This is a genomic window from Pseudoalteromonas sp. MSK9-3 (genome assembly GCF_003590335.1).
In the GTDB taxonomy this organism is placed as follows: Bacteria; Pseudomonadota; Gammaproteobacteria; order Enterobacterales; family Alteromonadaceae; genus Pseudoalteromonas.
In genome coordinates, this window is the sequence record NZ_MIET01000004.1 from 10024 (window position 1) to 36983 (window position 26960).

The 26960-nt window shown below is 42.0% G+C and carries 18 protein-coding genes and 7 tRNA genes; 5 read left to right on the top strand and 20 right to left on the bottom strand.

The genetic code is table 11. The annotated features are described in order from the left end of the window. Positions 1–172 precede the first annotated feature (172 nt). The 4 genes from BGP78_RS00435 to BGP78_RS00455 form a co-directional block, all read right to left on the bottom strand. Positions 173–5659 carry a FimV/HubP family polar landmark protein gene (locus BGP78_RS00435; protein WP_119859563.1) on the bottom strand — a complete coding sequence of 1829 codons (5487 nt, stop codon included), beginning with the start codon at positions 5657–5659 and terminating at the stop codon, positions 173–175. A gap of 267 nt (positions 5660–5926) precedes the next feature. Continuing rightward, on the bottom strand, positions 5927–6943 hold the full coding sequence (locus BGP78_RS00445; RefSeq protein ID WP_119859565.1) for an aspartate-semialdehyde dehydrogenase: 1017 nt from the start codon (positions 6941–6943) through the stop codon (positions 5927–5929). A 1-nt stretch (position 6944) separates the two neighbouring features. Beyond that, the gene (locus BGP78_RS00450) at positions 6945–8078 is read right to left on the bottom strand and encodes a 4-phosphoerythronate dehydrogenase (RefSeq protein WP_119859566.1); all 1134 of its coding nucleotides are present in this window, start codon (positions 8076–8078) and stop codon (positions 6945–6947) included. A gap of 85 nt (positions 8079–8163) precedes the next feature. Beyond that, on the bottom strand, positions 8164–8460 hold the full coding sequence (locus BGP78_RS00455) for a DUF6419 family natural product biosynthesis protein (RefSeq protein WP_119859567.1): 297 nt from the start codon (positions 8458–8460) through the stop codon (positions 8164–8166). Positions 8461–8752: 292 nt separating this feature from the next. On the opposite strand from BGP78_RS00455, the gene fadE reads away from it, so the two are divergent. After that, on the top strand, positions 8753–11206 hold the full coding sequence (fadE, locus tag BGP78_RS00460) for an acyl-CoA dehydrogenase FadE (RefSeq protein ID WP_119859568.1): 2454 nt from the start codon (positions 8753–8755) through the stop codon (positions 11204–11206). Between the two features lie 97 nt (positions 11207–11303). On the opposite strand, the gene BGP78_RS00465 is transcribed toward fadE, so the two are convergent. From BGP78_RS00465 to BGP78_RS00490, 6 genes are all read right to left on the bottom strand, one after another. Further along, positions 11304–12380 carry a DUF6136 family protein gene (locus tag BGP78_RS00465; RefSeq protein WP_119859569.1) on the bottom strand — a complete coding sequence of 359 codons (1077 nt, stop codon included), beginning with the start codon at positions 12378–12380 and terminating at the stop codon, positions 11304–11306. Between the two features lie 21 nt (positions 12381–12401). Continuing rightward, entirely contained in the window at positions 12402–12986 is a 585-nt protein-coding gene (locus BGP78_RS00470; protein ID WP_119859570.1) for an ATP-binding cassette domain-containing protein, read from the bottom strand. Positions 12987–13153: 167 nt separating this feature from the next. Continuing rightward, entirely contained in the window at positions 13154–13627 is a 474-nt protein-coding gene (locus BGP78_RS00475) for a peroxiredoxin (protein ID WP_119859571.1), read from the bottom strand. Between the two features lie 96 nt (positions 13628–13723). Next, positions 13724–14668: an SMP-30/gluconolactonase/LRE family protein gene (locus BGP78_RS00480; protein WP_119859572.1), complete on the bottom strand. Its 945-nt coding sequence runs from the start codon at positions 14666–14668 to the stop codon at positions 13724–13726. Positions 14669–14782: 114 nt separating this feature from the next. Next, complete coding sequence (locus BGP78_RS00485) at positions 14783–15496, bottom strand: helix-turn-helix domain-containing protein (protein ID WP_119859573.1); 714 nt, start codon at positions 15494–15496, stop codon at positions 14783–14785. Between the two features lie 133 nt (positions 15497–15629). Next, the gene (locus BGP78_RS00490) at positions 15630–17876 is read right to left on the bottom strand and encodes a DUF5916 domain-containing protein (RefSeq protein ID WP_119859574.1); all 2247 of its coding nucleotides are present in this window, start codon (positions 17874–17876) and stop codon (positions 15630–15632) included. Between the two features lie 159 nt (positions 17877–18035). Here BGP78_RS00490 and BGP78_RS00495 point away from each other — a divergent pair, with 159 nt between their 5' ends. Further along, complete coding sequence (locus BGP78_RS00495) at positions 18036–20030, top strand: winged helix-turn-helix domain-containing protein (RefSeq protein WP_119859575.1); 1995 nt, start codon at positions 18036–18038, stop codon at positions 20028–20030. A 197-nt stretch (positions 20031–20227) separates the two neighbouring features. Here BGP78_RS00495 and BGP78_RS00500 read toward each other — a convergent pair. The 9 genes from BGP78_RS00500 to dnaQ all read right to left on the bottom strand — a co-directional run bounded on the left by BGP78_RS00500 (position 20228) and on the right by dnaQ (position 23140). Continuing rightward, a tRNA-Asp gene (locus BGP78_RS00500) sits at positions 20228–20304 on the bottom strand. Between the two features lie 43 nt (positions 20305–20347). Next, positions 20348–20424: transfer RNA gene (locus tag BGP78_RS00505), tRNA-Asp, on the bottom strand. 28 nt (positions 20425–20452) lie between these two features. Continuing rightward, positions 20453–20529: transfer RNA gene (locus BGP78_RS00510), tRNA-Asp, on the bottom strand. Positions 20530–20559: 30 nt separating this feature from the next. Beyond that, positions 20560–20636, bottom strand: a tRNA-Asp gene (locus BGP78_RS00515). 27 nt (positions 20637–20663) lie between these two features. Then, positions 20664–20740, bottom strand: a tRNA-Asp gene (locus BGP78_RS00520). Positions 20741–20777: 37 nt separating this feature from the next. Next, positions 20778–20854 (bottom strand) — tRNA-Asp (locus BGP78_RS00525). Positions 20855–20881: 27 nt separating this feature from the next. After that, a tRNA-Asp gene (locus tag BGP78_RS00530) sits at positions 20882–20958 on the bottom strand. Between the two features lie 98 nt (positions 20959–21056). Beyond that, positions 21057–22418 carry a TIGR03503 family protein gene (locus BGP78_RS00535; RefSeq protein WP_119859576.1) on the bottom strand — a complete coding sequence of 454 codons (1362 nt, stop codon included), beginning with the start codon at positions 22416–22418 and terminating at the stop codon, positions 21057–21059. A gap of 14 nt (positions 22419–22432) precedes the next feature. Further along, the gene (dnaQ, locus tag BGP78_RS00540) at positions 22433–23140 is read right to left on the bottom strand and encodes a DNA polymerase III subunit epsilon (RefSeq protein WP_119859577.1); all 708 of its coding nucleotides are present in this window, start codon (positions 23138–23140) and stop codon (positions 22433–22435) included. A 70-nt stretch (positions 23141–23210) separates the two neighbouring features. Here dnaQ and rnhA point away from each other — a divergent pair, with 70 nt between their 5' ends. After that, entirely contained in the window at positions 23211–23681 is a 471-nt protein-coding gene (gene rnhA, locus BGP78_RS00545; protein ID WP_119859578.1) for a ribonuclease HI, read from the top strand. On the opposite strand, the gene BGP78_RS00550 is transcribed toward rnhA, so the two are convergent. Next, the gene (locus BGP78_RS00550; protein WP_119859579.1) at positions 23678–24439 is read right to left on the bottom strand and encodes a class I SAM-dependent methyltransferase; all 762 of its coding nucleotides are present in this window, start codon (positions 24437–24439) and stop codon (positions 23678–23680) included. The two genes, rnhA and BGP78_RS00550, sit on opposite strands and share 4 nt — an antisense overlap. 56 nt (positions 24440–24495) lie before the next feature. Here BGP78_RS00550 and gloB point away from each other — a divergent pair, with 56 nt between their 5' ends. Both gloB and BGP78_RS00560 read left to right on the top strand, forming a co-directional pair. Then, a complete protein-coding gene (gloB, locus tag BGP78_RS00555; RefSeq protein ID WP_119859682.1) occupies positions 24496–25263 on the top strand; it encodes a hydroxyacylglutathione hydrolase in 768 nt (255 codons plus the stop codon). An 84-nt stretch (positions 25264–25347) separates the two neighbouring features. Then, entirely contained in the window at positions 25348–26919 is a 1572-nt protein-coding gene (locus BGP78_RS00560; protein WP_119859580.1) for a LysM peptidoglycan-binding domain-containing protein, read from the top strand. Positions 26920–26960: the final 41 nt, after the last annotated feature.

Consider the following 26960-nt stretch of genomic DNA (forward strand, 5'->3'; position numbering starts at 1 on the left):
TGCGATTGCACGCACGAATAAAAGCTTGCTGCATCATACATAAGATATTTCTTATTAGGATAACAGTTATGCGCAAACACAATGTTGATAGAAAAAGTGCATTAAGAAAACAAAAATGACGTCAGGTGTTACGTCATTTTTATTGAGTAGTTCAATGTATTCTCGAGTGAGATTAAGAAATTAGTTTGCTCTGTAAAGCTTGTGCCTCACTTTGGACTGATTCAGGACCTTTATCTAAGACCTCTTTTATCACACCCATCGCACCGTCATAATCTTCAATTTCAATATAAGCACGTGCCAGATCTAATTTGGCGGCAAAACCATCGGCTTCTAAGTCAACATCAGTGGCATTATCACCTGCTAAAAACTCATCAAAGTCACCTAAGCCCACATCCATATCCGCGTCGTTATATGGCTCATCTTGTGGTTCTAAATCATCACTTTGCGACAATAAATCGTCTATATCAACAAATTGATCTTCTTCGTCGTCGCTGAGCTCAGGTAGTTCTTCTATCTCGGTGTCTGGCTCATCATTCAATAGTGATGCAAAATCCACGTCCACATCATCTAACTCAGCGATATTGACCGGCTCAGGTTCAACCATATCATTAAGCAATGAATCGAAATCTGTATCCGATAAGTTTGCCATAAACTCATTTTCAATGGCCGCTTCATCAATAACCCCTTGTTCAGCAGCTTCTTGTGCTTCACTCAACTCATCAAGTTGCGATAAAAACTCATCTGGTGAGTTTTGTAAAGTATCACCCTCGTGATCCTCAGACTCAAATTCAAACTCTGGCGCATCGGCTAAGTTAGCAGGAAGCGGGGCTTCAACTACAGCGTCAGTACCTATTAACTCCTCAGGCTCAATAAGCACTTCTTCTTCGACGTCGTCTTTTACTTCAAGAGGCAGCTCTGATTCATCGGCTACAGCATCCAACGCAGCTTGTTCGTCAAATTCAGGAAGCGTTTCAATCGGCTCTTCAGCCTCAAAGTTTATCTCTTCATCAGTACTTTGCGTATCAAGCTCTGAGGGCTCAATAACCGCGTCTTCCTCAAAGTCATCCTCTAAGGTATTTTCAAGCGCTGAGTCGACATCAAGTTCATCTTCTACTTCATTTTCAACTTCAAGAGGTTGCTCTGGCTCATCGGCTAAAGCATTCGATGCAGCTTGTTCATCAAATTCAGGAAGCGTTTCAATCGGGTCTTCAGCCTCAAGGTTTATCTCTTCGTCAGCACTTTGCGTATCAAGTTCTGCGAACTCAACAACCGCTTCTTCCTCAAAGTCACCCTCTGAGATATTTTCCAGCGCTGAGTCAACATCCAGTTCATCTTCTACTTCATTTTCAACTTCAAGAAGTTGCTCTGGCTCATCGGCTACAGCATCCAACGCAGCTTGTTCATCAAATTCAGGAAGCGTTTCAATCGGCTCTTCAGCCTCAAGGTTTATCTCTTCGTCAGCACTTTGCGTATCAAGCTCTGAGGGCTCAATAACCGCTTCTTCCTCAAAGTCACCCTCTGAGGTATTTTCAAGCGCTGAGTCAACATCCAGTTCATCTTCTACTTCATTTTCAACTTCAAGAGGTTGCTCTGGCTCATCGGCTACAGCATCCAACGCAGCTTGTTCATCAAATTCAGGAAGCGTTTCTAGTGGCTCCTCCGTCTCTGACGAGAAGGCCTGGTCGGCACTTTGGGCTTCAAGTTCCGAAGATTCAGCGATCCCCGCTAACTCTTGTGCTGTATTTAGATTTGCTTCCTGTTGCGGTGGGAGATCATCTTCTGCTTGCAGCAAAGACTCAAATTCTGATGCACTAAGTTCTTCTAACTCGTCATCCATAGAGTCAAGAGCGTCTTGCTCATTAAACTCAGGAAGATCTTCTATATTTTGCTCAGCCTGTTCATTTTCAACAGACGTAGTATCGTCTATGACATTTTTGTTGGGGGCTGCTTCGTCATCTTCGAATGACAAATCCAAGTCATCGTCACCGTGAGAGTCATCTAATTCACCTTCTAATGCATTTTCAGATACCATTTTATTTTGTAGTGCATCAGACAGCGCTTGTTCCGTCTCACTTGCCGATAAAGGCGTCTCATCAAATTCACTATCTAACTCTAACTCTGGATAACTATCTAACTCTGCACTTGGTGTCACTAAGTCTGGCTCGTCAAACTCTTCTATCTCAGATAAGTCAGCCCCTTCTAACAATGGGTCATCGCCTAAATCAATTTCGTCTCCATCAGCTAACTCATCATCCCACTCAGAGTCACCTGAATCATCGAGTGCATTTAAAAGTTCATCAATACTCTGGCCATTCTTTTTATCATCACCCTCAAACTCTGATGTAGGCAATATACTGTCATCTTCAGACGGCACGTGCATCGTGTCCGCTTGGAACCCATTATCTGGAGAGTCCAAGTCATCAATATCAAAATCACTTTCTGTTAAGGACGCCTTGTCATTGTGCGCATGTTGATTTGTCTCTGATAGCAACTCATCATCAACTTCATCAAGCAGATCACCTGCAATATCATCAGATAAATTACTTGTGGTCGTAGCATCTTCATTGCCACTCAGTAATTCATCCATCTCTTCTATGTCAAATTCATCGTCAGGTTCATTTAACAAGCCATCGATATTTTCAATATCCAGCTCATCGGTTTCTGCTATTAGTTCAGGCTCTGGTGCAACGTCCAAGTCAGTGCCAGTGTTAGTGCCAGTAAGCTCAGACTCATCTTCATCAACTAACGCATCAAATTCATCTACGCCTAGGTCATCATCACCTAGCTCATCGGTCTCTTCTATTAATTCAGGCTCTGCTGCAACATCTAACTCGGTACCAGTAAGGTCAGGCTCGCCTTCATCAACCAACGCGTCAAGTTCATCTGCGCCTAGGTCGTCATCACCTAGCTCATCACTCTCTTCTATTAATTCAGGCTCTGCTGCAACGCCTAAGTCAGTGCCTGTTTCTGCGTCAGTAGGCTCAGACTCATCTTCATCTACCAACGCATCAAGTTCATCTGCGCCTAGGTCGTCATCACCTAGCTCATCACTCTCTTCTATTAATTCAGGCTCTGCTGCAACGTCTAACTCAGTGTCAGTAAGCTCAGACTCATCTTCATCAACCAACGCATCAAGTTCATCTACGCCTAGGTCGTCATCACTTAACTCATCGGTCTCTTCTATTAACTCGGGCTCTGCTGCAACGTCTGTGTCTGCAGCATCAGGCTCACTTTCATCAACTAACGTAACTAATTCATCTGCTTCTTCGACCGAATCGTTGATATTGTCAGTATCAAGCTCTTCTTCTAAAGAAGGCGCTAGCGCTTCAGGTTCAGCTTCATCAATCAGACCATCGATATCATCACTATCTAACTCTTCTTCCAATGATGGCGATTCAACTTCTGGTCCAGCCTCATCCAATAAGCCATCGATGTCATCACTATCTAGTTCTTCTAAAGAAGGCTCTTGCGCTTCAGGGGCCACTTCATCAATCAGCCCATCGACATCATCAATATCAAACTCTTCTTTTAAAGAAGGCTCTTCCGCTTCAGGGGCCACTTCATCAATCAGCCCATCGACATCACCAATATCAAACTCATCTTCTAAAGAAGGCTCTTCCACTTCAGGGGCCACTTCATCAATCAGCCCATCGACATCATCAATATCAAACTCTTCTTTTAAAGAAGGCTCTTCCGCTTCAGGGGCCACTTCATCAATCAGCCCATCGACATCACCAATATCAAACTCTTCTTCTAAAGAAGGCTCTTCCACTTCAGGGGCAACTTCATCAATCAGACCATCGATGTCATCAATATCAAATTCATCTTCAGGTGATAAGGCTTCCTCTTCAGAGCCTGCTTCGTCAATCAGGCCGTCAATATCATCAATATCAAATTCATCTTCAGGTAATGAGGCTTCCTCTTCAGAGCCTGCTTCGTCAATCAGACCATCGATATCATCAATATCGAACTCTTCTTCTAATGATGGCGCTTGTGCTTCAGGTGCTGCTTCATCAATCAAACCATCGATATCATCAATATCAAATTCATCTTCAGATGAGGTATCGTCAGATTCCGTCGCAACTTCGTCCAATAACCCATCAATATCATCGATATCGAAATCTTCCACTTCACTTTTCGCATCACTGCTGCCAGCTTCATCTAGCAAGCTATCGATATCATCCAGATCTAAATTGTCTGACGATTCAACAGTTTCTTGCCCGTTAGACTCTAACAGGGAGTCAACATCAGGTTCACTCGACGTCTCATCTAAAATTGAATCTATATCTACATCTTCTTGTGAGTCTTCAGCGAGCTCCTCACTTAAAGCAGCTAGCGCATCATCACTAATATCAAGTTCATCGTCATTACTATCATCAGCACTTGATACTTCGTTGAATAGATCGTCAATGTCTCCGTCATTTAAAATATCACCGGAGTCTTGCTCTATATCCAATGCAACTTCGTCACCTAATCCATCTGGTTCATCAAAGTTTTGTTGTAAGAAATCATCAAGATCATCGCCACTATCAAGCTCATCAGTTTCATCATCAAATACAATGTCGTCACTGAGTAAACCATCGAGCTCATCTTGATCTAATGTGTCATTTCCCTCTTCAAAAGCATCATCTTCCAACGAGTCAAACATGATGTCATCGTCTTCTGGTAACATATCATCATCGAGCTGGACACTTTCATCAATTGGTTCCGGTGCGGCGGCTGGTGCTATATCGAGGTCAAGAGGATCAGCTGCAACCGGGGTTTGAGGTAAGAAATCATCCTCTCCACTACTATCAGCGGCTTCATCTTTATTACGTTTTTTCAAGAAAAAGACGACACCACCAATTGCAAGTAAGGCTGGTAATATTGACATCAACAACAACATAATCGGGTTAGACATCAGCGATTCACCGCTCATACCCGAATCTTGCTGCTTTTGCGCTGCTTGTTCTGCTAATAATTCGTTTTGTAAATCGATCAGTGACTTAAGCTGTTGTTGTATTTGGCTATCTTGACCCAATTGCTGCTGAACATTTTTCAATTCATCTGAGATATCGCCGAGTTTCTGCTTAAGTTTATTGTTTTCTTTAAGAATATCTTCAACGTTACGAACTGAGCTTTTAAATTGATTTTGTAGTTCTAATAACTTGGAATCCTGATCCATTTGCAAAGATTTGAGTCTATTTGCTAATTCGACTTTTGCTTCTTCTACATCAACTTTTCGCGCTTGAGTCACTTTTTTCTGGGCTTGCTCAATCGTGTCATTATCAAGCATGCCATTTTTCTTCATTTCCCATAACGCATCATCTTGATCCGACTTTTGCTTCGCAAACACAGGATTTTCTTTACGCATTTCACCCAAGGTTGGAATACGCAAATAGGCACCGTCACGCATATGGTTTAGGTTTTTATCTAAGAAAGCATCTGGATTTTTTGTATAAAATGCACTCATGACTTGATAAATAGTCACGGACTCGTCGTTGCGCACCTTTTTAGCAATACGCCACAAAGTGTCGGAAGGTTTTATTGGCCCTATAGTTCGGCCTTGCATGCCATAATCTGCGCCTTTAGGCCCTTTAATTTGGGCAGCCTCTTGCGTAAGAACTGGCATGGTGATCAATGCAGACGCAAAGATACAAAAAAAGACAAAACCGCGCATGTTGATCCTTTCTGTACATTGTTCAGCATCTCGCCAAACATTTTAATAATGCTAAGGGTAGCTTTTGCAAGCTCTATTCCAATTGCAAACTATAAACCAGTTGTCTACGAATATCCATTGCAACGTATTGAAATTTAACATGCTTATAATAGTTTATGATGAGAGAGAAAACTACTTAGTTTTCAAAAGGTCAAATCTTTGGCGTGAAATTATACTATGGAGGAAAAAAGCTGCCGCTCAGCAGCTTTATGCTAATAAGCCAATGAATTACAAGTAATTTTCTATCAGCTCTTCAGCGATCTGCACACTATTAGTGGCAGCACCTTTGCGCGTATTATCCGATACAACCCACAAATTTAAACCATGAGGATGCGAAATATCCTGGCGTAAACGGCCAACATATACGGTGTCGTTACCACTGGCATCGCTCACAGGCGTTGGGTAATCTTGCTCATCTTCAATAAACTCAACGCCAGGCGCCTCATTAAGCAATTGTTTTATATGCTCAATATCATGTGGCATGCGTGTTTCTAAATGAATCGATTCAGCATGACCAAAAAATACAGGTACCCTTACGGCGGTAGGGTTAACCAATACACTGCTATCACCCAATATTTTTTGCGTTTCCCACACCATTTTCATTTCTTCTTTGGTGTAGCCATTCTCTTGGAAAGTATCGATTTGTGGGATAACGTTAAACGCAATCTGTTTGGTAAATATGTTATTTTCCATCGGGCGAGCGTTCATTAAATTAGCCGTTTGCTTGGCTAATTCATCAACGGCTTCTTTACCTGCACCTGACACAGCCTGATAGGTAGATACATTAATTCTATCTATGCCATATGCATCATATATCGGCTTTAAAGCAACCATCATTTGGATAGTTGAGCAGTTTGGGTTCGCAATAATATTTCGATTGCGAAAATCGGCTAAACTGTCTTTATTAACTTCAGGCACTATCAACGGCACATCAAAGTCATATCTAAAATGTGATGTATTATCGATCACCACACAACCCGCTTCAGCCGCGATCGGAGCATATTTCTCTGACACACTACCGCCTGCTGAAAATAGACCTATGTGTGCCTGAGAGAAATCAAACTTTTCAACATCAATGACTTCAATTTTTTCGCCACGAAAATCAATGTCTTCACCGGCACTTCGACTACTTGCAAGCGCAAAAAGTTGGTCAACCGGAAATTTTCTATCTTGTAAAGTTTCAATAATTTGGCGTCCAACGAGTCCCGTTGCGCCTAGTACTGCCACATTAAATTTTTGCGACATGTTATTCCTCATTCTTTTCTATTACATTAAAGCCAAGCTGCGCTAACATAGCACCATGCTCACTGCGGTTTTCTATACTCAGCGTACTGAACTCTCTACGTGGTGGATAATTCTTACGTAGGCTATCAAAACCTTGGTTTTGCAAGTTCGCCCGTAACAATCCATCATCACGGCGAATGTCATATACTAAGTGGACTATTCTGCCTAAATCATGTTCGGTTAATGTTTGCTCTATTTGACATTTAGTAAGCGCCGGAATTGGCAAGAAATCAGCCAATGTTTTGGTTGCTGGCACATCAAATAAACGACAAACACCTTGATATAACATTTGCGTACCACGCGCTTTGCCTTCTTGAGTATGGCCAGCAATATGTACACTCGAAAACCTCACATAAGAGAGCAAATCAGTCAGTATATTGGGCTCATTCTCCCATACATCTAATACCAGCTCTAACTTTTTCCCAGAGTCTAATGCAGTTAACAACGCTTGATTGTCGATAACTTCACCTCGGCTGGCATTAATAACAACCATGCCAGATTTTAGCTTGTTGATGCGCTCAGCGTTTAGCAAGTGATGCGTTTTATGTTCACCACTTTTAATTAAAGGCACATGAAACGTCACAAAATCAGCCTTGCTTAACGCGGTATCTAATTCAATATGCTCGTTAAGCGTACCATTTTCATAACGGATCGGGTCGCACAATACCAGTTCGATCCCCATGCCCAATAATTTGTCATGTAAACATTGCCCAATACTACCAACGCCAATAATAGCTAATGTTTTACCAGCTAATTTGGTATTTGTTTCTTGGCTATAAGCATATAAAGCACTGATCACATATTCCGCGACAGCTATCGCATTACAACCAGGTGCACTGCTAAACGCAATATTATTCTGGGCCAACAGTTCGGTATCAATATGATCGATTCCGATTGTGGCTGTACCGACAAACTTAAGTTGATTCGCTTCACTGAGTAAATCTTTATTTACTTGGGTCACCGAACGCGTTAATAACACATCCACACCCCTTAGCGCTTCTGATGCTAAGTTGCGACCATCAAAACGCTTTACTTCGCCTAAATCTGAGAAGTACTCTTCTACCAATGGCATATTTTGATCTGCAAGGATCTTCATCTGTTGTTCCCAAGTACGCACTTTGCGCCATATTGTATACCTAAGCCTTTAGCAAATGCGAGTGCCAACAACACGTAGATATAACTTAATGCCCTTTTAACTTATGAACACCAGCTCCGATCCCCACAAACATAACAATAATAAGTATTAACACCATCAAAGTGGCTTGTTTTTGCTCTGGCAACAAAATAAGCGGACTCATAAGGATGGCTGTAATACTGCTAAACGCAATAAACAATGCAGTATATACACAGCGATGGTAGCCAAAATATGCACTCACGAGACAAAAGAACAAGCTAACAAAAACGGCAGGCGTGTAGATATTAAAAGACATCCATGTTGCGATTAAAGATAAAGAAATTGAAATTGTAGTGTTCATCATTTTAGGTTCCTTCCTGATATATGACTCACTTAAAAATAGATCAAAACAACATAAATACAACTTTAAATATACAAATAAAACACAATAGAACGTCTTATATAGACCATGATCCTCATCGCATAAATCATGCTAACTCGTATTTTTATTGCTTAAAGCGGGGCATACACTGGGCGCAACAATCAATGATTCACATTAAATAATCAAATTTAAAGTCCTTATATTTTCTCTTGTAAATATTTGCCTTAGCCGCTAGTCTTAATAGGTGGTCAGACCTCTAATAAGGAAGAACAAAATGACACTCATATTTACATTGGCATTGCTCGCTCTACTCAGCGCAGCAAGCTATCATAGGGCTAGCTGGAACACCTGTGTTGGTGTGGCTGCTGTAACATTACTTATCGGCACGCTCTCTGGAGCATTTGGTGCACTTTCATGGTTAATTTTCTTAGCTATTGCTGTGCCATTATCTCTTACGAACATTCGCCAACAGTACGTTATTGCCCCTTTATTCAAAGCATTTAAAAAAGTCACACCGACGATGTCTGATACTGAAAAGTCAGCCATCGACGCAGGGACAACTTGGTGGGAAGCAGATTTATTTTGTGGTAACCCTAATTGGGATAAATTACACCAATATCCAAAACCAAGACTCACCGTTGAAGAACAAGCTTTCTTAGATGGCCCGGTTGAAGAAGTTTGTGCGATGCTAGACGATTGGAAAGCAACTCATGAACTGACCGACTTACCACAGGATGTATGGCAATACTTAAAAGACAATAAGTTTTTCGCCATGATAATTAAGAAACAGTATGGTGGGCTTGAATTCTCTGCTTACGCGCAATCATGCGTACTACAAAAGCTAACCAGTAAATCAACCTTGCTATCTTCTATCGTCGGCGTGCCTAACTCTCTCGGACCAGGTGAACTACTTCAGCATTATGGTACTAAAGCACAGAAAGACCATTACCTTCCTCGACTTGCTAAAGGTCAAGAGATCCCATGCTTTGCACTCACATCTCCGGAAGCTGGTTCTGATGCATCAGCAATTCCTGACTTTGGTATAGTCTGTAAAGGGGAATGGGAAGGAAAAGAAACACTCGGTATTCGATTAACGTGGAATAAGCGTTATATTACACTAGCCCCTGTTGCAACCGTACTTGGGTTAGCATTCAAGCTCAGAGACCCTGATGGACTGTTAGGTGATAATAAAGAGCCGGGCATTACATGTGCTTTGATCCCAACCACAACCCCAGGCGTTAAAATTGGTCGCCGCCACTTTCCATTGAACGTGCCATTTCAAAATGGTCCGACGCAAGGCGATGACATCTTTGTCCCAATTGACTACATCATAGGTGGGCCTGAAATGGCAGGCCAAGGTTGGCGCATGTTGGTTGAGTGCTTGTCTGTTGGACGTGCTATTACTCTGCCATCAAACTCAACCGGTGGTATAAAATCACTGGCATTAGCAAGTGGTGCATATAGCCGTATTCGTCGTCAATTTAGGCTTCCAATTGGTAAAATGGAAGGTGTAGAAGAGTCACTGGCGAAATTAGCTGGGTATGCGTACAGCACTGACGCGGCTGTCACCATGTCTACCGGCGCGGTTGACTTGGGCGAAAAGCCTTCAGTCGTCTCTGCAATATTGAAATACCACTTAACAGAGCAAATGCGTACTTCAACGATGCACGCTATGGATATTCATGGTGGTAAAGGGATCTGTCTTGGACCTAATAATTACTTGGGAAGAGGCTATCAAGGCGCGCCCATTGCAATTACGGTTGAAGGCGCAAATATCTTAACCCGCAACATGATCATATACGGACAAGGTGCCATTCGCTGTCATCCTTTCGTACTTGCTGAACTCAATGCGGTTGGTATGACAGATAAACAAGCCGCTTTAGACAGTTTCGATTCATCTTTAATGGGCCATATCGGCTTCACCATATCGAACCTTGTGCGTACCAAATGGCTAGCATTAACAGGGGCGCGCTTTACCAAAGTGCCTTACAACGATGAAACAGCCGTTTTCTATCGCAACGCCAGTCGATATAGCGCCTCTTTAGCGCTTATGTCTGACATCTGTATGGCTGTATTTGGTGGCTCATTGAAACGAAAAGAGCGTATATCTGCGCGACTAGGTGATTTATTAAGTTATCTTTACCTTGTTTCTGCAACACTCAAGCGTTACAACGATGAAGGTCGTAAAAAAGAAGATTTACCATTTGTACAGTGGAGCTGTCAGGAGCACTTATACTTGTGTCAACGTGCCTTGGCTGACTTAATAAACAATATGCCATCAGCACCATTACGTGCTGTATTAAAGCTGGTCTTATTCCCGTTTGGTAGACCGATTCGTAAACCAACCGACACGCTAGAACACAAACTTGCGCATTTGTTACAAACACCAAATGAATCAAGAGATAGACTGGCTGCCCATATTTATTTAACCAATGAACCCTTGAACTTAATTGGCAAACAAGAACAGACATTAAAAGATATTCTTGCTGTAGAACCGCTATTTGACAAAGTTTGCCGTGCGAAAGGGCAAAAGCTACCATTCACACAATTAGACAAAGTCGCCAAAATGGGGCTTGAAGCAAATATTCTTAATGAAGATGAAGCCGCGCAACTCGCTGAAGTTGAAGCTAAGCGCCTTGCGGTGATCAATGTCGATGACTTTGATCCAAGCGAGTTAATGGCCGGCCAAGCAGCCAAACCCGCTGCTCAAGGTGTAGACGCTGCATAAACAATAAAGCAAGATAAAACAGTTTAACCCAACCCTAAACAAGCCAGCATATGCTGGCTTGTTTACGGTCATATTGCACTCTAAGGCTTAAAACTGGCTAAGTAATCACTTTTATTACAAACAAAGTTATTGAACTGGCAGCCCATGCAACTGCTATTAATTTAGGTTTATATGCTGCACAGTACATCAGTATAGGCACACACAGTAAAGCACCACTCATATAAATATCAAAGCCCAGCAAAAGACCTGAACCACACCATAAAATAATACATATCATTGATATTAATACAGCTTGCACGCGAAAAACCTTTTTATATTTACCTAATGACTCCCAAAATAAGCGTGTTTCTTGTAGCTGTTGGTTGGTTTCAATCATTAATGTTGACCACCAAAGCTGGTTAATAAGTACCGCAGCTAACAAGTACCAGTGTAATAAATCAGGTCGCATCGTTTGAATGATCATCGCTGCCCACAATACTAAAAACGTCGCTGTAGCACGCCAAATTAACGCCCAATAATGCGCCAAAGCATAGTAAAGCCAAAATGACCATATATTGATTGAATACGTCAGATTAGGGGTATGTAATTTAGGTATAAACCAGCAACCACCCAATAGAAGATTAATACCGACTAAAAATTGCATAATAGATGATGTCCACCACAGGGAAATAAACGCGATAAATAGCGCCCAAATCACTGCTTGCGGTCGATATAGTAGCCCGACGGCAAAACTCACTTGAGTCAGCATAAACAGTAAAAGCTGTGGTGCCTGACTTAGCTTCTGTGGTCCCATAGCTAAAGCCAATATCATTGTTGTGATAAGTAAGGCATGGCTTGCTAATAATAAAACGATATCAGCCAAATATTGGTGCCTGGTACGGGGTGATATACTAATTTGAAAACATCGATGCCGACTATCTAAAATGGCAGGTTTAAGAACCGTGATTAATAGGGTTTGCAGCAGTAAATAAGCAAATGCAACTTGAATACTCACCAGTGCACTGTCACTTTGAACAATCTTACCTAAGCCAAAAAACAGTGACGCAATTAACCCCGGTAAGAAGATATAAAATAGCGTTGTGATCATCAAAATAAATTGATTAAGTTGTTTTACTAACTCTTTGAGTTCAGCCTTAAAGGCCTGGTATCGATATTGATAGAAGTGTGCCATCATGATCTGTTTAGCCCCTTGTACTTAAACTTTCTTAAGCGACTGACTAACAAAGCCAATATCAAAAAAAGGTTGAGGTTCATGGCTACTAATAAGCACTTGGCCAGAGTAGATGCTGAGCCACTCCAAAACCACATCAAGCCCTCGTTTATCCAGTGCAGCACTTGGCTCGTCTAAAATTAAGTAAGGAGTATTACGCATCACCGCATTGATAAGCTGTAATTTTTTTAGATTGCCGGACGATAAATCTTCCACACGAGTATTTAAAAACGTATCAAAGCACAGATCAGTTATCAGTTTTTGAGGTAAAGCACACTGCCAGCTGGATGCTGTCATCGCGAGTACTTTCTGGGCAGTTAAAAATTCGGGAAAAACAATTTTATCCGACGCTAAAGCAACCTGGTTTTGCAACTCAGTGTGTTGCTGACCATTGAGTATAATGTGTCCAGAGTAAAACCTATCGAGTCCAGCTATTATCGTAAAAAGCGTGGTTTTACCGAGGCCATTATTGCCTTCGATACAGAGTTTTTGTGAAGAATAAGTACGACTATAATTTTCGAAAATGCAGTTGTCACCAAAATACTTTGTTAAATTAGTAATTTCAATCATTATTGCATTAGGCCTATTTTAGTTCCTTTATTAGGTGACTTTAACATAGGCTATGTTGCAGGTGTCGTTAAGAATGTTACACGATGTGTGACTGATCCATTTAATAATGCGCATTACAAAAAAAGGGCACAGAGTGCCCATTTAAAAAATATCGATATTTGGCGATATTAAAGCGCCGCTAAAATAGCTTCAGCTTTACTGACTTCAAATGTTTTAGGTGCTTCCACGTTAAGCTGAGTAACAACGCCATTTTTTATGATCATGGCATAACGCTGTGAACGAACACCACCAAATGAAGCGGTGTCCATTTCCAACCCTAAAGACTGAGTAAAGCTTGCGTCACCATCACCGAGCATCATTAATTCTGATGCATTGTGTGCCTCACCCCATGCTTTCATAACAAATGCATCATTCACTGATACGCAAGCAATAATATCAACCCCTTTGGCTTTAAGCTGATCAGCCAGTACCACATAGCCCGGTAAATGTGCCGCAGAACATGTCGGTGTAAAAGCGCCCGGCACTGCAAATAAAGCCACTGTTTTATCTGCAAATAACTCTGTGACTTGGTGCTCTACCATACCTTCGTCTGTTAGCTGGCTAAGTGTCGCTGCAGGTAAATTTTGCCCTTGTTCAATCATTGTGTTCCCTTAAAAAGAATATGTATTTATTTGATACCTGGAATTATTCCTATAATACCGTGAATAACTCCTATGCCCTGCGACAAGTATACAAGATTAATGCAATGTATGAGCACGCCCTGCATATTCACTGTAAAAAGATTCAATCGCTCCCCGTTGTTGCATTGTTACAAACACTTGCTTACCGTCCTGACCACCAAATGCGATATTGGTTGGATGCCTACCTTTTAATCGCACTGTCTGTAAAAGCATCGCCTTGGGTGATAATACCGCCACTTCACCCGCACCATATCGTGCAACATATAAGTTGCCTTGGCTGTCAGTGCGCATACCATCTAAACCATGATCAACAAACTGATAAAACAACCTCTTATCACTCACATCACCTTGTTCATTGAGTGTAAATGCCCATATGCGTCGTTGCTTACTTTCATTCACATATAAGGTTTTATTATCAGGACTCACCTCTATGCCATTGGTCGTTCCCATATCAGCTTTTAGCAAGGTAACTTGACCATCGGTTTCTACTCGCCAAAGTTGACCTCGACCATTAGCCCAGTTTGGATCACTCGCAAAAATTACCCCATCATCACGTATTGCAATATCATTTGGCTGGTTCATCAATGGCTCATGAGCATGGACCGACACTTCACCTTGTGGCGTTATTTTTAAGATATTATGACGGGCATAATCAGCAACAAACATGTCACCATGCTGATTAAAGCGAATGCCATTGCCAATACTACCTTCGGGTAAAGTCACCCAAAGCCTTGTATCACTTTTATCTTGTACAGCCCCAATCGTGCCTTGCTGCGTATAATTGACCACATATAAAACCCCGTTACTATCAACCGCTGGACCTTCAATTCCCTCGGTGAATGTGCCATCAGATACCCAGTCAATCGCACGATAGGTCTCTTGTTTAACATCACTAAAGCGCTCAAACCTACTATTGTTAGTCACTGTACTTTTGTTCGCTATATTTGCGCTATTTTGACACCCGCCTAACAGCACCAATATCCACCATAAATACTTATGCATTTTGATATCTTATCCTTAAATTTATCTAGTATGACCTGTGGCATCTTCATTGTTAATTGAGAATAAATAATACACAGGTCACCTGTGCTATGAGTTAGCTTAATATGGTAGAAGCTAAACCTTGCTGCGCGTCAGCCTAGGTTCAATGATCATCAGGGCAACACCCAATAAAACGCAAAACAACCCCAAAAACTGCAATAACGTATTGCCAAATCGTGTTTGCTGTTTAACGTCTTTTTTTACTGTATAAAGTCGGCGACCCTGTTTAACCTCTTTAATAAATTCATCACCTAAATATTCAAACGATAAAACAATAGATATGTCTCTTCGTTTGAGCATGGCTCGCCGTGCTGCTCGCATATCTGCATCATCTGGTACAAAACGAGACCAGCTAAAAAAAATATCTTGAGGCTCATTGGGTAAAACAACCCCTCTTGACTCATATTCATACAGTGTGTGTGGAAACACTAAGTTTTGAAAGCCGACATAAAAGCAGCTACCCCCGAGTGATACGAGCAATATAGCAATGTACAACAGAGTACGCTGTTTGATTGAATTATCGCGAAACTGGCGGGCATACCATGACTCTATATCTGGGATTTGGCTAAAATGATGTTTGTTCGCTTGCCCTTGAGCCCCGAGCATAAAGTTATCGACTGTAAGCTCTAACGCATCTAGTAACTGACGAAAAACCTCATTGGAGGGCACAGATTTATCATTTTCTAACTTTGATAAATAACTTTGTTCTACCCCCATCTTCTCTGCAAGTTGAGGTTGGCTCATATTTGCTGTGGTACGTAATTGTTTTATATAGTGACCGAGTGTCATCTGTGTAATCCTTGTTATGGCTTGAAATCACACCCTATTCTTGGTTAGTCATACATTAATACCAAGGTGAATATTCAAGAATAACAAGGAATATTAGTAAGTTAAAGTTAACTTATTCTCAATTACATTAAATTCAAAAGCCATATCTAAACTTCAAGGTGATACGCTCCTCATGCGGCGTTTGCCAAAGCTGCTCAACGCTTCGTAACCAAGATGTAGACGCCACGCTCTGTTGTTGCATCGTGTCAATTTGCGTCGCTCCTCGCCCGTAGACCAAATATATATCCGAAAACGCGCCTAAACGATAACGCAGCTTAATTTGCGATACCAGTCGCTTGTCTTCAAAACTAGTATCAAGGTTCGCCAGCTCTATTAAAGCCTGCTCGTCAATACTAAACACCTGTTCGCTTTTTGCTTCAAGTACAGCCCATTGTAAATAAAAACTTAATTCAAGATTGTCAGTTAACCGCCCTGTAATTTTATTTTCATTTACAAAATAAGCTCTATCATACTGTGTTAGTTGATTATGTGCGTTTGCTATTAACCACCCATCACCTTTACGGTAAAAGTTATTAATATTGATAGTCCAGAGCTCATGAGGCATAAACGTGAGATCTAAGGCAAACTGTTGCGCTATGCCATTTAGCCCTTCTTGATCATACTGGTAACTGGCAGCCCAGCTAAACTTCCCGACATAAGAACTACGATAAAATACTCGGGTTCCCCATGTATCTGGCTGATGAAAACGCGCACTATCGTAACCCACATTATCTTGCCACCCTGATGAGTTGTGCGTCAGTGCCGCCGATAACTCTGCTCCGCTATTTAACATCACATTCGCACTATACTGACGCTGAGCGGGCAATTTAATGCCTTCATCATTTGACTCATAGGACATTGATACTTTTTGTTTTATACGCGTGATAGACGCAGAATCAAAGTTAATAGCATGACTGAACTCCCCTTGCCAATTACGCCAGTTATTGCGTTTAATATACCCTAAATCACTGACATCAAACTGCTCATCTAACCGTAGGTAGGATGACTCAAATTGGGTATTAGCAGAGAATTGATATCCTAACTTGAATGACATACCATTGCCTTGCTGGCTTGCCTGCCTATGCGATATATCACTGTGCATCAGGGTACTTTGCATTGACCACGTTCCACTTTGATACTGAGAGTCCCACGCTACGCTGCGAGCATTTCTCGCAATAAATGGGCGCTCCGTATGCGTCAGCAGTAACCCAGTCTGCCAAGATTCATGACGGTATTTCCCCCTCAGAGCATAAAATGATTTACCCGCATCATTTTCTAAAGTATCTTCTTTTACAGCAAAAGCACCAAGCTGTAGTTGCTCTGTCTGTTGTACAAACCTCACCGCAGCATCAATAGGGGTTGTAAGGCGCGTTGCATCATCGCTACTAGCCCCAATACGCCGAGTATGAATAAGTGTCGTATCTTGCAGGCTTTGGACATTAAAAACGTTTATATCTTGAGTAAAGAATGGTCGCTTATCTGAGCGTCGAGTCTCTACAGCACTATAATTTAAATCAACTTCATCACTGTCTACCTGACCAAAGTCCGGGTTAACTGCAACACTCAGTTTTTGATGGTGATCTGGCTTATAAGTTAAGTCAAAACCAATATCATTGAGCCCAGTATTGTTAATAACATCTTGTTGACGAGTGATATACGGCACAAGGGTGATCTGATGATCTTCTGGAATAATCGCTTTGACTTTAGGCATGGCTAAAAAGAAGTTTGCGTTTGCCGTCGTCTGTTTATGTGATGCATACAGGTGATTATTACTTAACTGGTACAACTGAACTGATACGCCAATTTCTGATGCATCTCGAAGATTTTTTTTATTATAAAAAGACACCGTATGCCATGGAATAAACGTTTCACTAGACCAGTAATCTGCGGCCTCATAGTATGAGGTCTGCCAATCTCCATCCCAATCATCGTCAGTCGTTAATTGTGGGGTAAGCACTGCGTCTTGAACACCTCCTCCTAACCCCACTACAAATAGATACGCACCGCTGCCATCACCTGAAAAATCTAAATAAATACGATTAAAGTCAGCTTGGATAAACCCATCTTGTAAATTAAACTGCTTCTTTCTTTCTCCTATTTTTTGCCAATTAATAATACCCACATACACCCCTTTTTCAGTGGTCATTATCCTACTTTCAACTTTATCTTGATATTTAGTATGGGTTGCAGGCACAACTTCAAAAAAAGCCGTTGTCGCAGACACACTCTGCCACGCTTTATCATTTAATTGGCCATCTAATACAATCTGTTCTTTGGCGTATACCGATAAACCCATCAGCCATAAAATCAATACCGCTATATTTCGTAACGTACTACTCATACTTCAACCCAATTGGAAAACCTTCCACTATAAAAACAAATATCTAGATGAAAAATACTGAATATTCTCTGAAGAAAGCTCGCTAAGTCCTTAGCAGTCTTGACTTTATACTGATAAAAGTTAACTTTGTACTGATATAAAGAACATAGATGACATGCAATGAATACAAATACACAATTTTTAACTTGGGTATTTTTTGACAATACGGATGAATTGCTCGATCTAAGTACAGAAAAAACTACGAAGTTAGAGCCTCAAGTCGCACAGTTGCTGAGGTTATTTATTTACAGTAACGGCACATTGCTTACTCGAGATAGCATATTTACACAGATTTGGCCTAACATCGTCGTTGAGCATAACAGCTTATATCAATTGCTAACTAAATTAAGGCGCTTACTCAACGACAATCCAAAACAACCAAGGATCATCAAGACCGTGCCTAAAAAGGGCTACCAATTCATAGCTCAAACACAGCCTTATATGCCAAAAAAAATAACGGCCACATCGAGTAAAAAGAAGATATTCACTCAGCCTTCATGGTGGAAAATAGCGGTAATTCCTGTCGTGATAGCGTGCGGTAGCGCAATTGCATTTTACTCTCAAAATACGATAGAAACCCCTAAAGCTCATTATGAAATGTCAGATATGAGTTACGAGCTTGGTCTTGAGTACAACGTTGATGCACATAAAACAAAAGATCTCATCGCTTATATCAAAGACTTTAACGACCTCGTCTTTAGCAACAAGCAAGGTATGGTATTACATACCATCAAGTTCCCCAGCCGCATCCACCACCCAAGCTGGCACAATGAGCTCGATTTGATCACATTTTGGCAATACTACCAAGACCAATGCATTCTTCATGTTTATAAGTCTTCAGGTCAGGCTGTGCATCGCTCTAAAGGGCAAAAATGTAGTCATACTCGGGCATCATCATGGAAATCAAATACACAACTGGTAATAAACTTAGCCGACGATGCACACTTTAAGCCTTTTCATTACGATATCAATACAGGATACACCCTTGAAATCCCAATTGCCCTTCAAGACGGAGACTCATTTCAGCACAGCATCACAGCTTGGCAAGGAAAAACTTATTACCTGATCACATCAACAGATCATAAAAGCAAATTGATCACATTAGATGGCACTGTACATATGCGGTGGGCGCACCCTATCACCATGCTGACTTACGACCCTAAGCAACACACTATAATTTCTAATAACTCTGATAAACATCACACGTTGGTATCCACATCAAGAGATGGTCAGCAGCACATTATTGCTAATGTTGTACAAGGTATATTCACCGACTTATCTGTCGATGCTGCTGGCGATATTTATACTGCAGTAGAAACTTGGCAAGTGAATATTCGTGATAAGGATGAACTCCCTATTTTTTCAACCACCAGTATTGATTACCTGCCTGTCAGTAACCTGCTTGGTGAAACGGCGTTCATGTCTAAAAGAAGTGGCGTCTGTGAAATCTATTTATACTCTGACGATCAAGTTAAACAACTTTCCTATAATCAAGGCTATGAATACGTTAAGCATATAGAATGGCAACCGCAACTCAATCTGCTTCTCACTAACCGTGACAAAAATGTACTTGTGTATGATAGGCAAGGCAAAGTCAGACAATTTCAACCTGTACAAGCCTCGACTATTGCACAGTTGGGCTGGCATACCAATGAACAGGTGTGGATATATGATGCCAATTCGCTTTTGACTTATGATCTAACAGGGCAACAACTTAACAATATAACGCTGCAAGTCGATGCCCTTATTTACAATAATCAAAGTGCTCAGTGGCTCGTGTTTGACGACTATACGTTATATAGCGTACATAGTTTAGCCAGTCTAAACACTCGTGGAGACTGGACCCCAATCAATCGTTTTTCAAAGCAGCAATATAATCAACTTAGAAACTTCAAGCTGCGAGATAATACCTTATATTGGTTATCTAGTTGGTCTGCGAAGGACTATATTTGGCAACTCCCGCTAGAGCAAACAACCGTCTCACTTATCAAATCCGATGAGCTGATCTGGCACTACGACATTGCCCAAGATAACTCTTTGAATATTGCAAAAATGGAAGCCATTGAAGGTGATATTAAAAAACTCAGTTTACTAAGCTCTCATAACAACCCCTAAATACCCGATAGCCGTCTGCACTGTATGCCCTCGGCTATTTTCTCATATCTCCCACGCTATTGTTTTGTAGGTAAGCACATCAGCACATAAGAGATACAGAGATACAGAGATACAGAGATACATCAAGGTAATGAGTTTTCTCAAAGAAATAAAGAGAGGTAATTATAAGTATATGCTTGAGAAGTATTTAGCATATATGGCGGAGTGGACGGGACTCGAACCCGCGACCCCCGGCGTGACAGGCCGGTATTCTAACCAACTGAACTACCACTCCGCAGTGGTATATGACGTATTTCGGGCGTCCCCTAGATATCAAATGGCGGAGTGGACGGGACTCGAACCCGCGACCCCCGGCGTGACAGGCCGGTATTCTAACCAACTGAACTACCACTCCGCAGAGATATCATTTTTGTTATTTGCATTGGCGGAGTGGACGGGACTCGAACCCGCGACCCCCGGCGTGACAGGCCGGTATTCTAACCAACTGAACTACCACTCCGCTGAGCAAATAAAATTTCGATTAAGACGTTGGCGGAGTGGACGGGACTCGAACCCGCGACCCCCGGCGTGACAGGCCGGTATTCTAACCAACTGAACTACCACTCCTCGACGTTTTAATCTGTGCTTTCCTATTGGCGGAGTGGACGGGACTCGAACCCGCGACCCCCGGCGTGACAGGCCGGTATTCTAACCAACTGAACTACCACTCCACAAAGGAAAAGCGTGCCTTTCGGCGTTTGTAAGGATTGGCGGAGTGGACGGGACTCGAACCCGCGACCCCCGGCGTGACAGGCCGGTATTCTAACCAACTGAACTACCACTCCATCATCTCTTACAAATTTTTGAATAATTGGCGGAGTGGACGGGACTCGAACCCGCGACCCCCGGCGTGACAGGCCGGTATTCTAACCAACTGAACTACCACTCCGCATTATTCTTGCTGTTAGGTTGCTCCCTGACAGCGGCGTGAATAATACGAATGGACCCCTTTAGAGTCAACAGTTTTTTTGTAATTTTCTCGCTTTTTTAGTCATCTGACATCGAAAGGTTCAAAATATCACCTGATTTATCATTTTTTGAGCCATTCGCGTCACGCTTTTCATTCTCAACTTCCAAGTCATCACTTTCAATATCTGACTTTTTCTTAAATGAAGGTAACTTAAAGGCAAATTTAATGGGTTTATTTTGTACAAAAATACGAATCGCCAACCAACCAATTAATAAAACCACCACATTTCCGAGTGTAATGATGATGATCATCGTGCTCGTGCTCATCGAATTTTCTACAATTTCAGGCGCAACTTGATCCATAGCTGATTTTTTGTCCGCCATTGGTAACTCTGGCACCTTTTCAATTGGTCGTTCAATTTCAAATTTATACATCGGCAACGTCGCCATAAACTCTCGGCCGTTCACATTTTCTCCAAATGCCGATAGTTCAATGCTGTACCTACCCCAATCATAATTTTCAATCATGACCTTTCTGTACAATCTTTCTTCTTCATTTAAGGTAAACATTTGTTCTTCACCGTTGGGGTAAAAAATCTTTCCTTGAAATATCACCGTATCCGGTTTCACAATATCAGGATCTATATGCAGTGTAAGTTCATGCTCTAAGTCTTTATTAGCACCTAACTCTAACTGATACGTAAAAGGAGGCTCTGCAATGATGAGTGGCTCTTTAACGACACGGCGCTTTAATATAGGCGTTTCAATAAAGAATTCGGGCTGCCACTCCCCTGCTGGAAAGCTGAGTTTAAACTCACCGGTAAAAATCCCGTCCATAGGCCGCTCATCAAACTCACGGCCATCATCTCTGAATGCCGTCACACTTTGCGTACCCGCACCAAAATTCGCGTAACTGTCATTATTAGTACTAATAAACTCAACAAATAAACTCACTACGTCACGAAAGTAGCCCACTTGAATCGGCTTTCCATCATTGGTGACTTTTCCGCTTACCTTTAAAGTTTCTCCTCGAAACAGTAATGGTGGCAATGGATCAACATGAAGTTCTATTTCCCCTAGTACCATAATACGGCTGTTTGGTTGAATACTGCCAACTACTTGCCAAGGACCAGGGGTGGGGTCTGAAATCGTAATGAGGTCGTAGCTTGGTTCATCAAACCAATCTAGCTTTTCATTTTTAAGGGCTTGCGGTGCATATAGCTTACTGCCGTCAGGCTTTACTAGCACAACAGCTGGCGCACCTCGGGTTCGAAAAAAGAGTAATGTGATCTTGTCGACTTTGTGATCAATACGAAAGCGATTGTCTAACAGCGGGATTTCATTAATTTTTCCATTGCGCTGCAACAACGTAATAGACGGCAGCGCGACTGCACTAAACCCAATGATTGCCAGCAACACCGCTACAATTAATCGCTTCATAGTTTACCTCATTATTATTGCTGCCAAATAGTCTCGCCATCTTTATTAACCACCTTTAAGCGTTCTTCGTGTGCAATCACTTCATCGGCATTTGCCATAATAACTTTAAGAGGTTGTCTATCTGAACTTAATCTAATTATGTCTCCTTGTTGGTTTTTACTGCCCTTTTCATTTCCAGAGGCTAAATTTAGCATCTTTTGCCCACCGGTCATGCCTAAATACACATCAGCCAGTATCTCTGAATCCAGTAAAGCGCCGTGCAGCGTTCGTTTCGCGTTATCAATATCGTAACGACGACATAATGCATCGAGGTTATTTTTTTGACCTGGGTGTAAATCCCTTGCCATTACTAAAGTATCAAGCACTTCACAGTATTCGTGTGTCAGTGGGTAACCCTGATTTAATAAAGCAAACTCATGATCCATGAACCCAACATCAAACGGTGCATTATGGATCACTAATTCAGCCCCTTTAATAAACTCAAAAAACTCTTGAGCAACATCTTGAAAAAGCGGCTTACCTTTTAAAAATTCATTCGTTATACCATGGACATCAATTGCTTCTTCTTCAATGCTCCTTTGAGGATTGATATAAACATGAAAGTTATTGCCCGTTAAACGTCGATTTACCAGCTCAACGCACCCTATTTCTATAATGCGGTGACCCGATTTAGGGTCTATACCCGTTGTTTCTGTATCTAGGACTATTTGTCTTTTTAACATATCGTCAGTAACCTAACTTTGCTATTGTTAGCGTTTAATATCTTCATTCTACATAAAAACAGGTCAATTCGTGCAAAAAACCGTAGAGATTTATACTGATGGGTCATGTTTAGGTAATCCAGGCCCCGGAGGTTATGGCATTTATATGCGCTATCAAGGCCACGAAAAAGAAGCGAGCCAAGGATATCAACTCACCACCAATAACCGGATGGAAATGCTCGCAGCGACGGTTGCACTTGAAACACTAAAGCGACCATGTGACATCATATTGTACACAGATAGCCAATATGTAAAACAAGGGATCGAGTCATGGGTGACAAACTGGAAAAAGCGCAATTGGCAAACCTCTGCCAAAAAGCCTGTTAAAAACGTAGACCTATGGAAACGCTTAGACGCTGCATGCCAACGTCACACGATTGAATGGAAGTGGGTAAAAGGTCACAGTGGTAATAAATACAATGAACTGGTTGACGATCTGGCCCGTGATGCCGCATCTGCTGATAACTTACTTCCTGATGATGGTTACCAGCCTGAGAGTTAATGTTCATCTGACATCGACTGACGCGTTTGTCTGACCCGCGCGTTTTTTACTGCGGGTGCCCACTTTGGCCGAGCATGCCACTTAGGTTTAATTGGCGTTAAAGGCGCTACTCGTTTTCTCGCAACCAATAAATAACAGCTTCCCATTGGTTTTAAATAATGACGGCAAAAATGCCGCCAAGGGGCAAAACGAGATAATCGACTACCACGGGCCAACGAAGCATGAATAAAGCGCTCATCAGCCAGTATTTCAAAGCCGAGTAAATCAAGCCAATCTTTAACTCGAGCAGGAGTAAAGAAACGGCCAGACCAAGGCAGCTTTTGCCCACTAAATGGTAAACAATTAGCCAATCCACATAGACTGAAGGGATTAAACCCAGATATAACAATATATCCACCGGGGATTAAAGTACGATGTGCTTCACGTAAAATATGATGTGGGTCTGAGTGATATTCTAAACAATGACTCAATATGCAGGCATCAACACTATGCTCTGAGAAAGGCAGTTCATCAATTTCAGCCACCACACCCACATGCTTTTGAGACAAAGGCGCCACACACACTTGGTGTTTAATGGCACTTTTTGAGGTATCAAGCTGACCACTCAACCCCCCCAGCTTTAACATATGATAACCAAACATCCGAGTGAGCCACTTGCCCATTCGTCGTTCAATGCCTCCGCGCACGTAATCGCCGTGAGGAAAATCTTTCCAATCGAGTGGTTTAGGGCCTTGTTGAAAACTTAATGCTGGTTTCATCGCTAGAGCTTGCTCGCTATACTATTGCTAACGTTCACTTTATAGAGCAATTTACGATGGTGCAAGTAGAGCCAATCAATGCGTTTGATGACAATTACATCTGGGCGGTTCGAGATACAACAAAAAATCAGGTGTGGGTTGTGGACCCAGGTCAAGCCGAACCTGTACTTTCTTATCTGAAGCAACACGATGCCACACTTGCGGGTATTTTGATCACGCATCATCACTGGGACCACACCAATGGCGTCGCTGAGCTCGTTAATGCTTCCTCAGGGATCACTGTTTATGGCCCCGCCCAGTCAAAGTTTAGTGGGATCACCCACCCGCTTGATGCGGGTGATACTATTGATATATTGGACTTTACCTTAACGATACTACGTACACCGGGACACACTTTAGATCATATCTGTTATACCAATAATACCCTGTGCTTCACTGGTGATACCCTCTTTAGCGCTGGCTGTGGGCGACTTTTTGAAGGCAGCGCTGAGCAAATGTGGCATTCATTTCAGCAGTTTTCACAATTTAGTGATAGCACCCTTATCTATTGTACTCATGAATATACCTCGGCAAACTTGGCATTTGCGGCTGCCGTTGAACCAAATAATGATGATATTAAAGCGCACATAGCGTGGGTAACAACACAACGTGCTAAAGGTCTACCAAGTTTGCCCACTAATTTTGGCCTCGAGCGACAGATCAATCCTTTTTTACGTGCTAACTTGGCCCATATGTGTCACCAACTTCCTCCTCATTTAGCCAGCGATACGCAACGCCCATGGGATAATTTCTCAGCAATACGCGCTTGGAAAGATGAATTTTAGACGAGTCACAATCAAGGCAGCCCTTTAAACTTGGGCTTTTTACAGGTAGTATTGGCGGGTTTTTGCCCAAATATATAAAGAAATATGACTAAATCACCTATTTTAATTGCACTACTTGCCTTGTTGAGTGGCTGCCAAACTTTAACGTCAACATCTGAGGCACCCGAAACGGCTCTTGTGTTAACTAATGCAGCTAGCCCAAGTGAAATAAGCGACACCTTACAAAGCGCCATTCAAGAGCCAATTGAAGTAGATGAGCCACCTCCTGTATTTGATGATGTCTGGGAACGTATTCGTTATCAGCTGTCTATTGATGTTCCTCAAAATAGGCCTGTGGTTGCCGAACGTAACTATTATCAGCGCCACCAGCGTTATTTAGATAGAATATCAAAGCGTGCTGAGCCTTATTTATACTTCATCGTTGAAGAAGTAGAAAAGCGTGAAATGCCCATTGAAATTGCATTGCTGCCCATCGTAGAAAGTGCATTTGACCCATTTGGTTACTCGCATCGCAGTGCATCAGGCATTTGGCAATTTATGCCACAAACGGGCGAACGCTTTAACTTAAAGCAAAACTGGTGGTATGACGGTCGTCGAGACATTGTGCAGTCTACCCGCGCCGCGCTAGACTATTTAACTTATTTACACAAAACCTTAGAAGGTGACTGGCTTAACGCCATTGCTGCCTATAATTCAGGTGAAGGTCGCCTATTAAGGGCCATTCGTAAAAACCGTAAAAAGCACCTTCCCACTGATTTTTGGTCACTCGATTTACCAAGTGAAACAACAGCCTATGTGCCTAAGCTATTAGCCCTGTCAGACTTATTAAAGCGCCAAGATGAGTTTAAAGTAACATGGAACCCCATCATCAATGCACAAGTGGTTGATACCATTGACGTAGGCTCTCAGATTGATTTAGCCCTCGCCGCTGATATGGCTGATATTACACTCACCGAATTATACCGACTCAACCCAGGCTTTAATCGTTGGGCCACAGACCCTGATGGGCCACAAATATTATTGCTACCAGCCGATAAGATTGAATCGTTCAAGGAAAAGCTCGCCTCAACCACGGCGAAAGATCGTTTAAGGTGGCAACACTACGCGGTGAAAAAAGGCGATACCTTATCGGTTATCGCACAAAAATTTTCGACCAGCTCTAGTGCTATCCAATCTCTTAACAAGCTAGATAGCCATATCATTCGTATTGGTCAAAAACTTCTCGTGCCATTAAGTGAAGGTGAACTAAAGAGTGAACACTTACCATCACAAGTCAGAATGGCAGTAAACAAAGATAAACAGAGTAAAAAAACACACACGGTTAAGAGTGGCGACACCTTGTGGGATATAAGCCGAGAATATGATGTCACCATAAAACAGCTGGCCAGCTGGAATAAGCTTAAAGCTCAGTCGGTATTACGTTTAGGTCAAAAACTCACGGTTTATCAAAATACCAATAACAAGCCAAAAAGTGGTTTAGTCAGTACCACACGTACCATTACGTACAAAGTACGTCGTGGTGATTCACTTGCTCGCATTGCCAGTAAATTTAGCCTAACCGTCAAAGAAATCGTCAAATGGAATAACCTTGCCGGTCAAAAATATTTACACCCAGGCCAAAAGTTAAAGCTCAAGGTAGACGTGAAGCGTACTTAACTGACGCGAATAAATGCAAAAGGCACGATACCCCGTGCCTT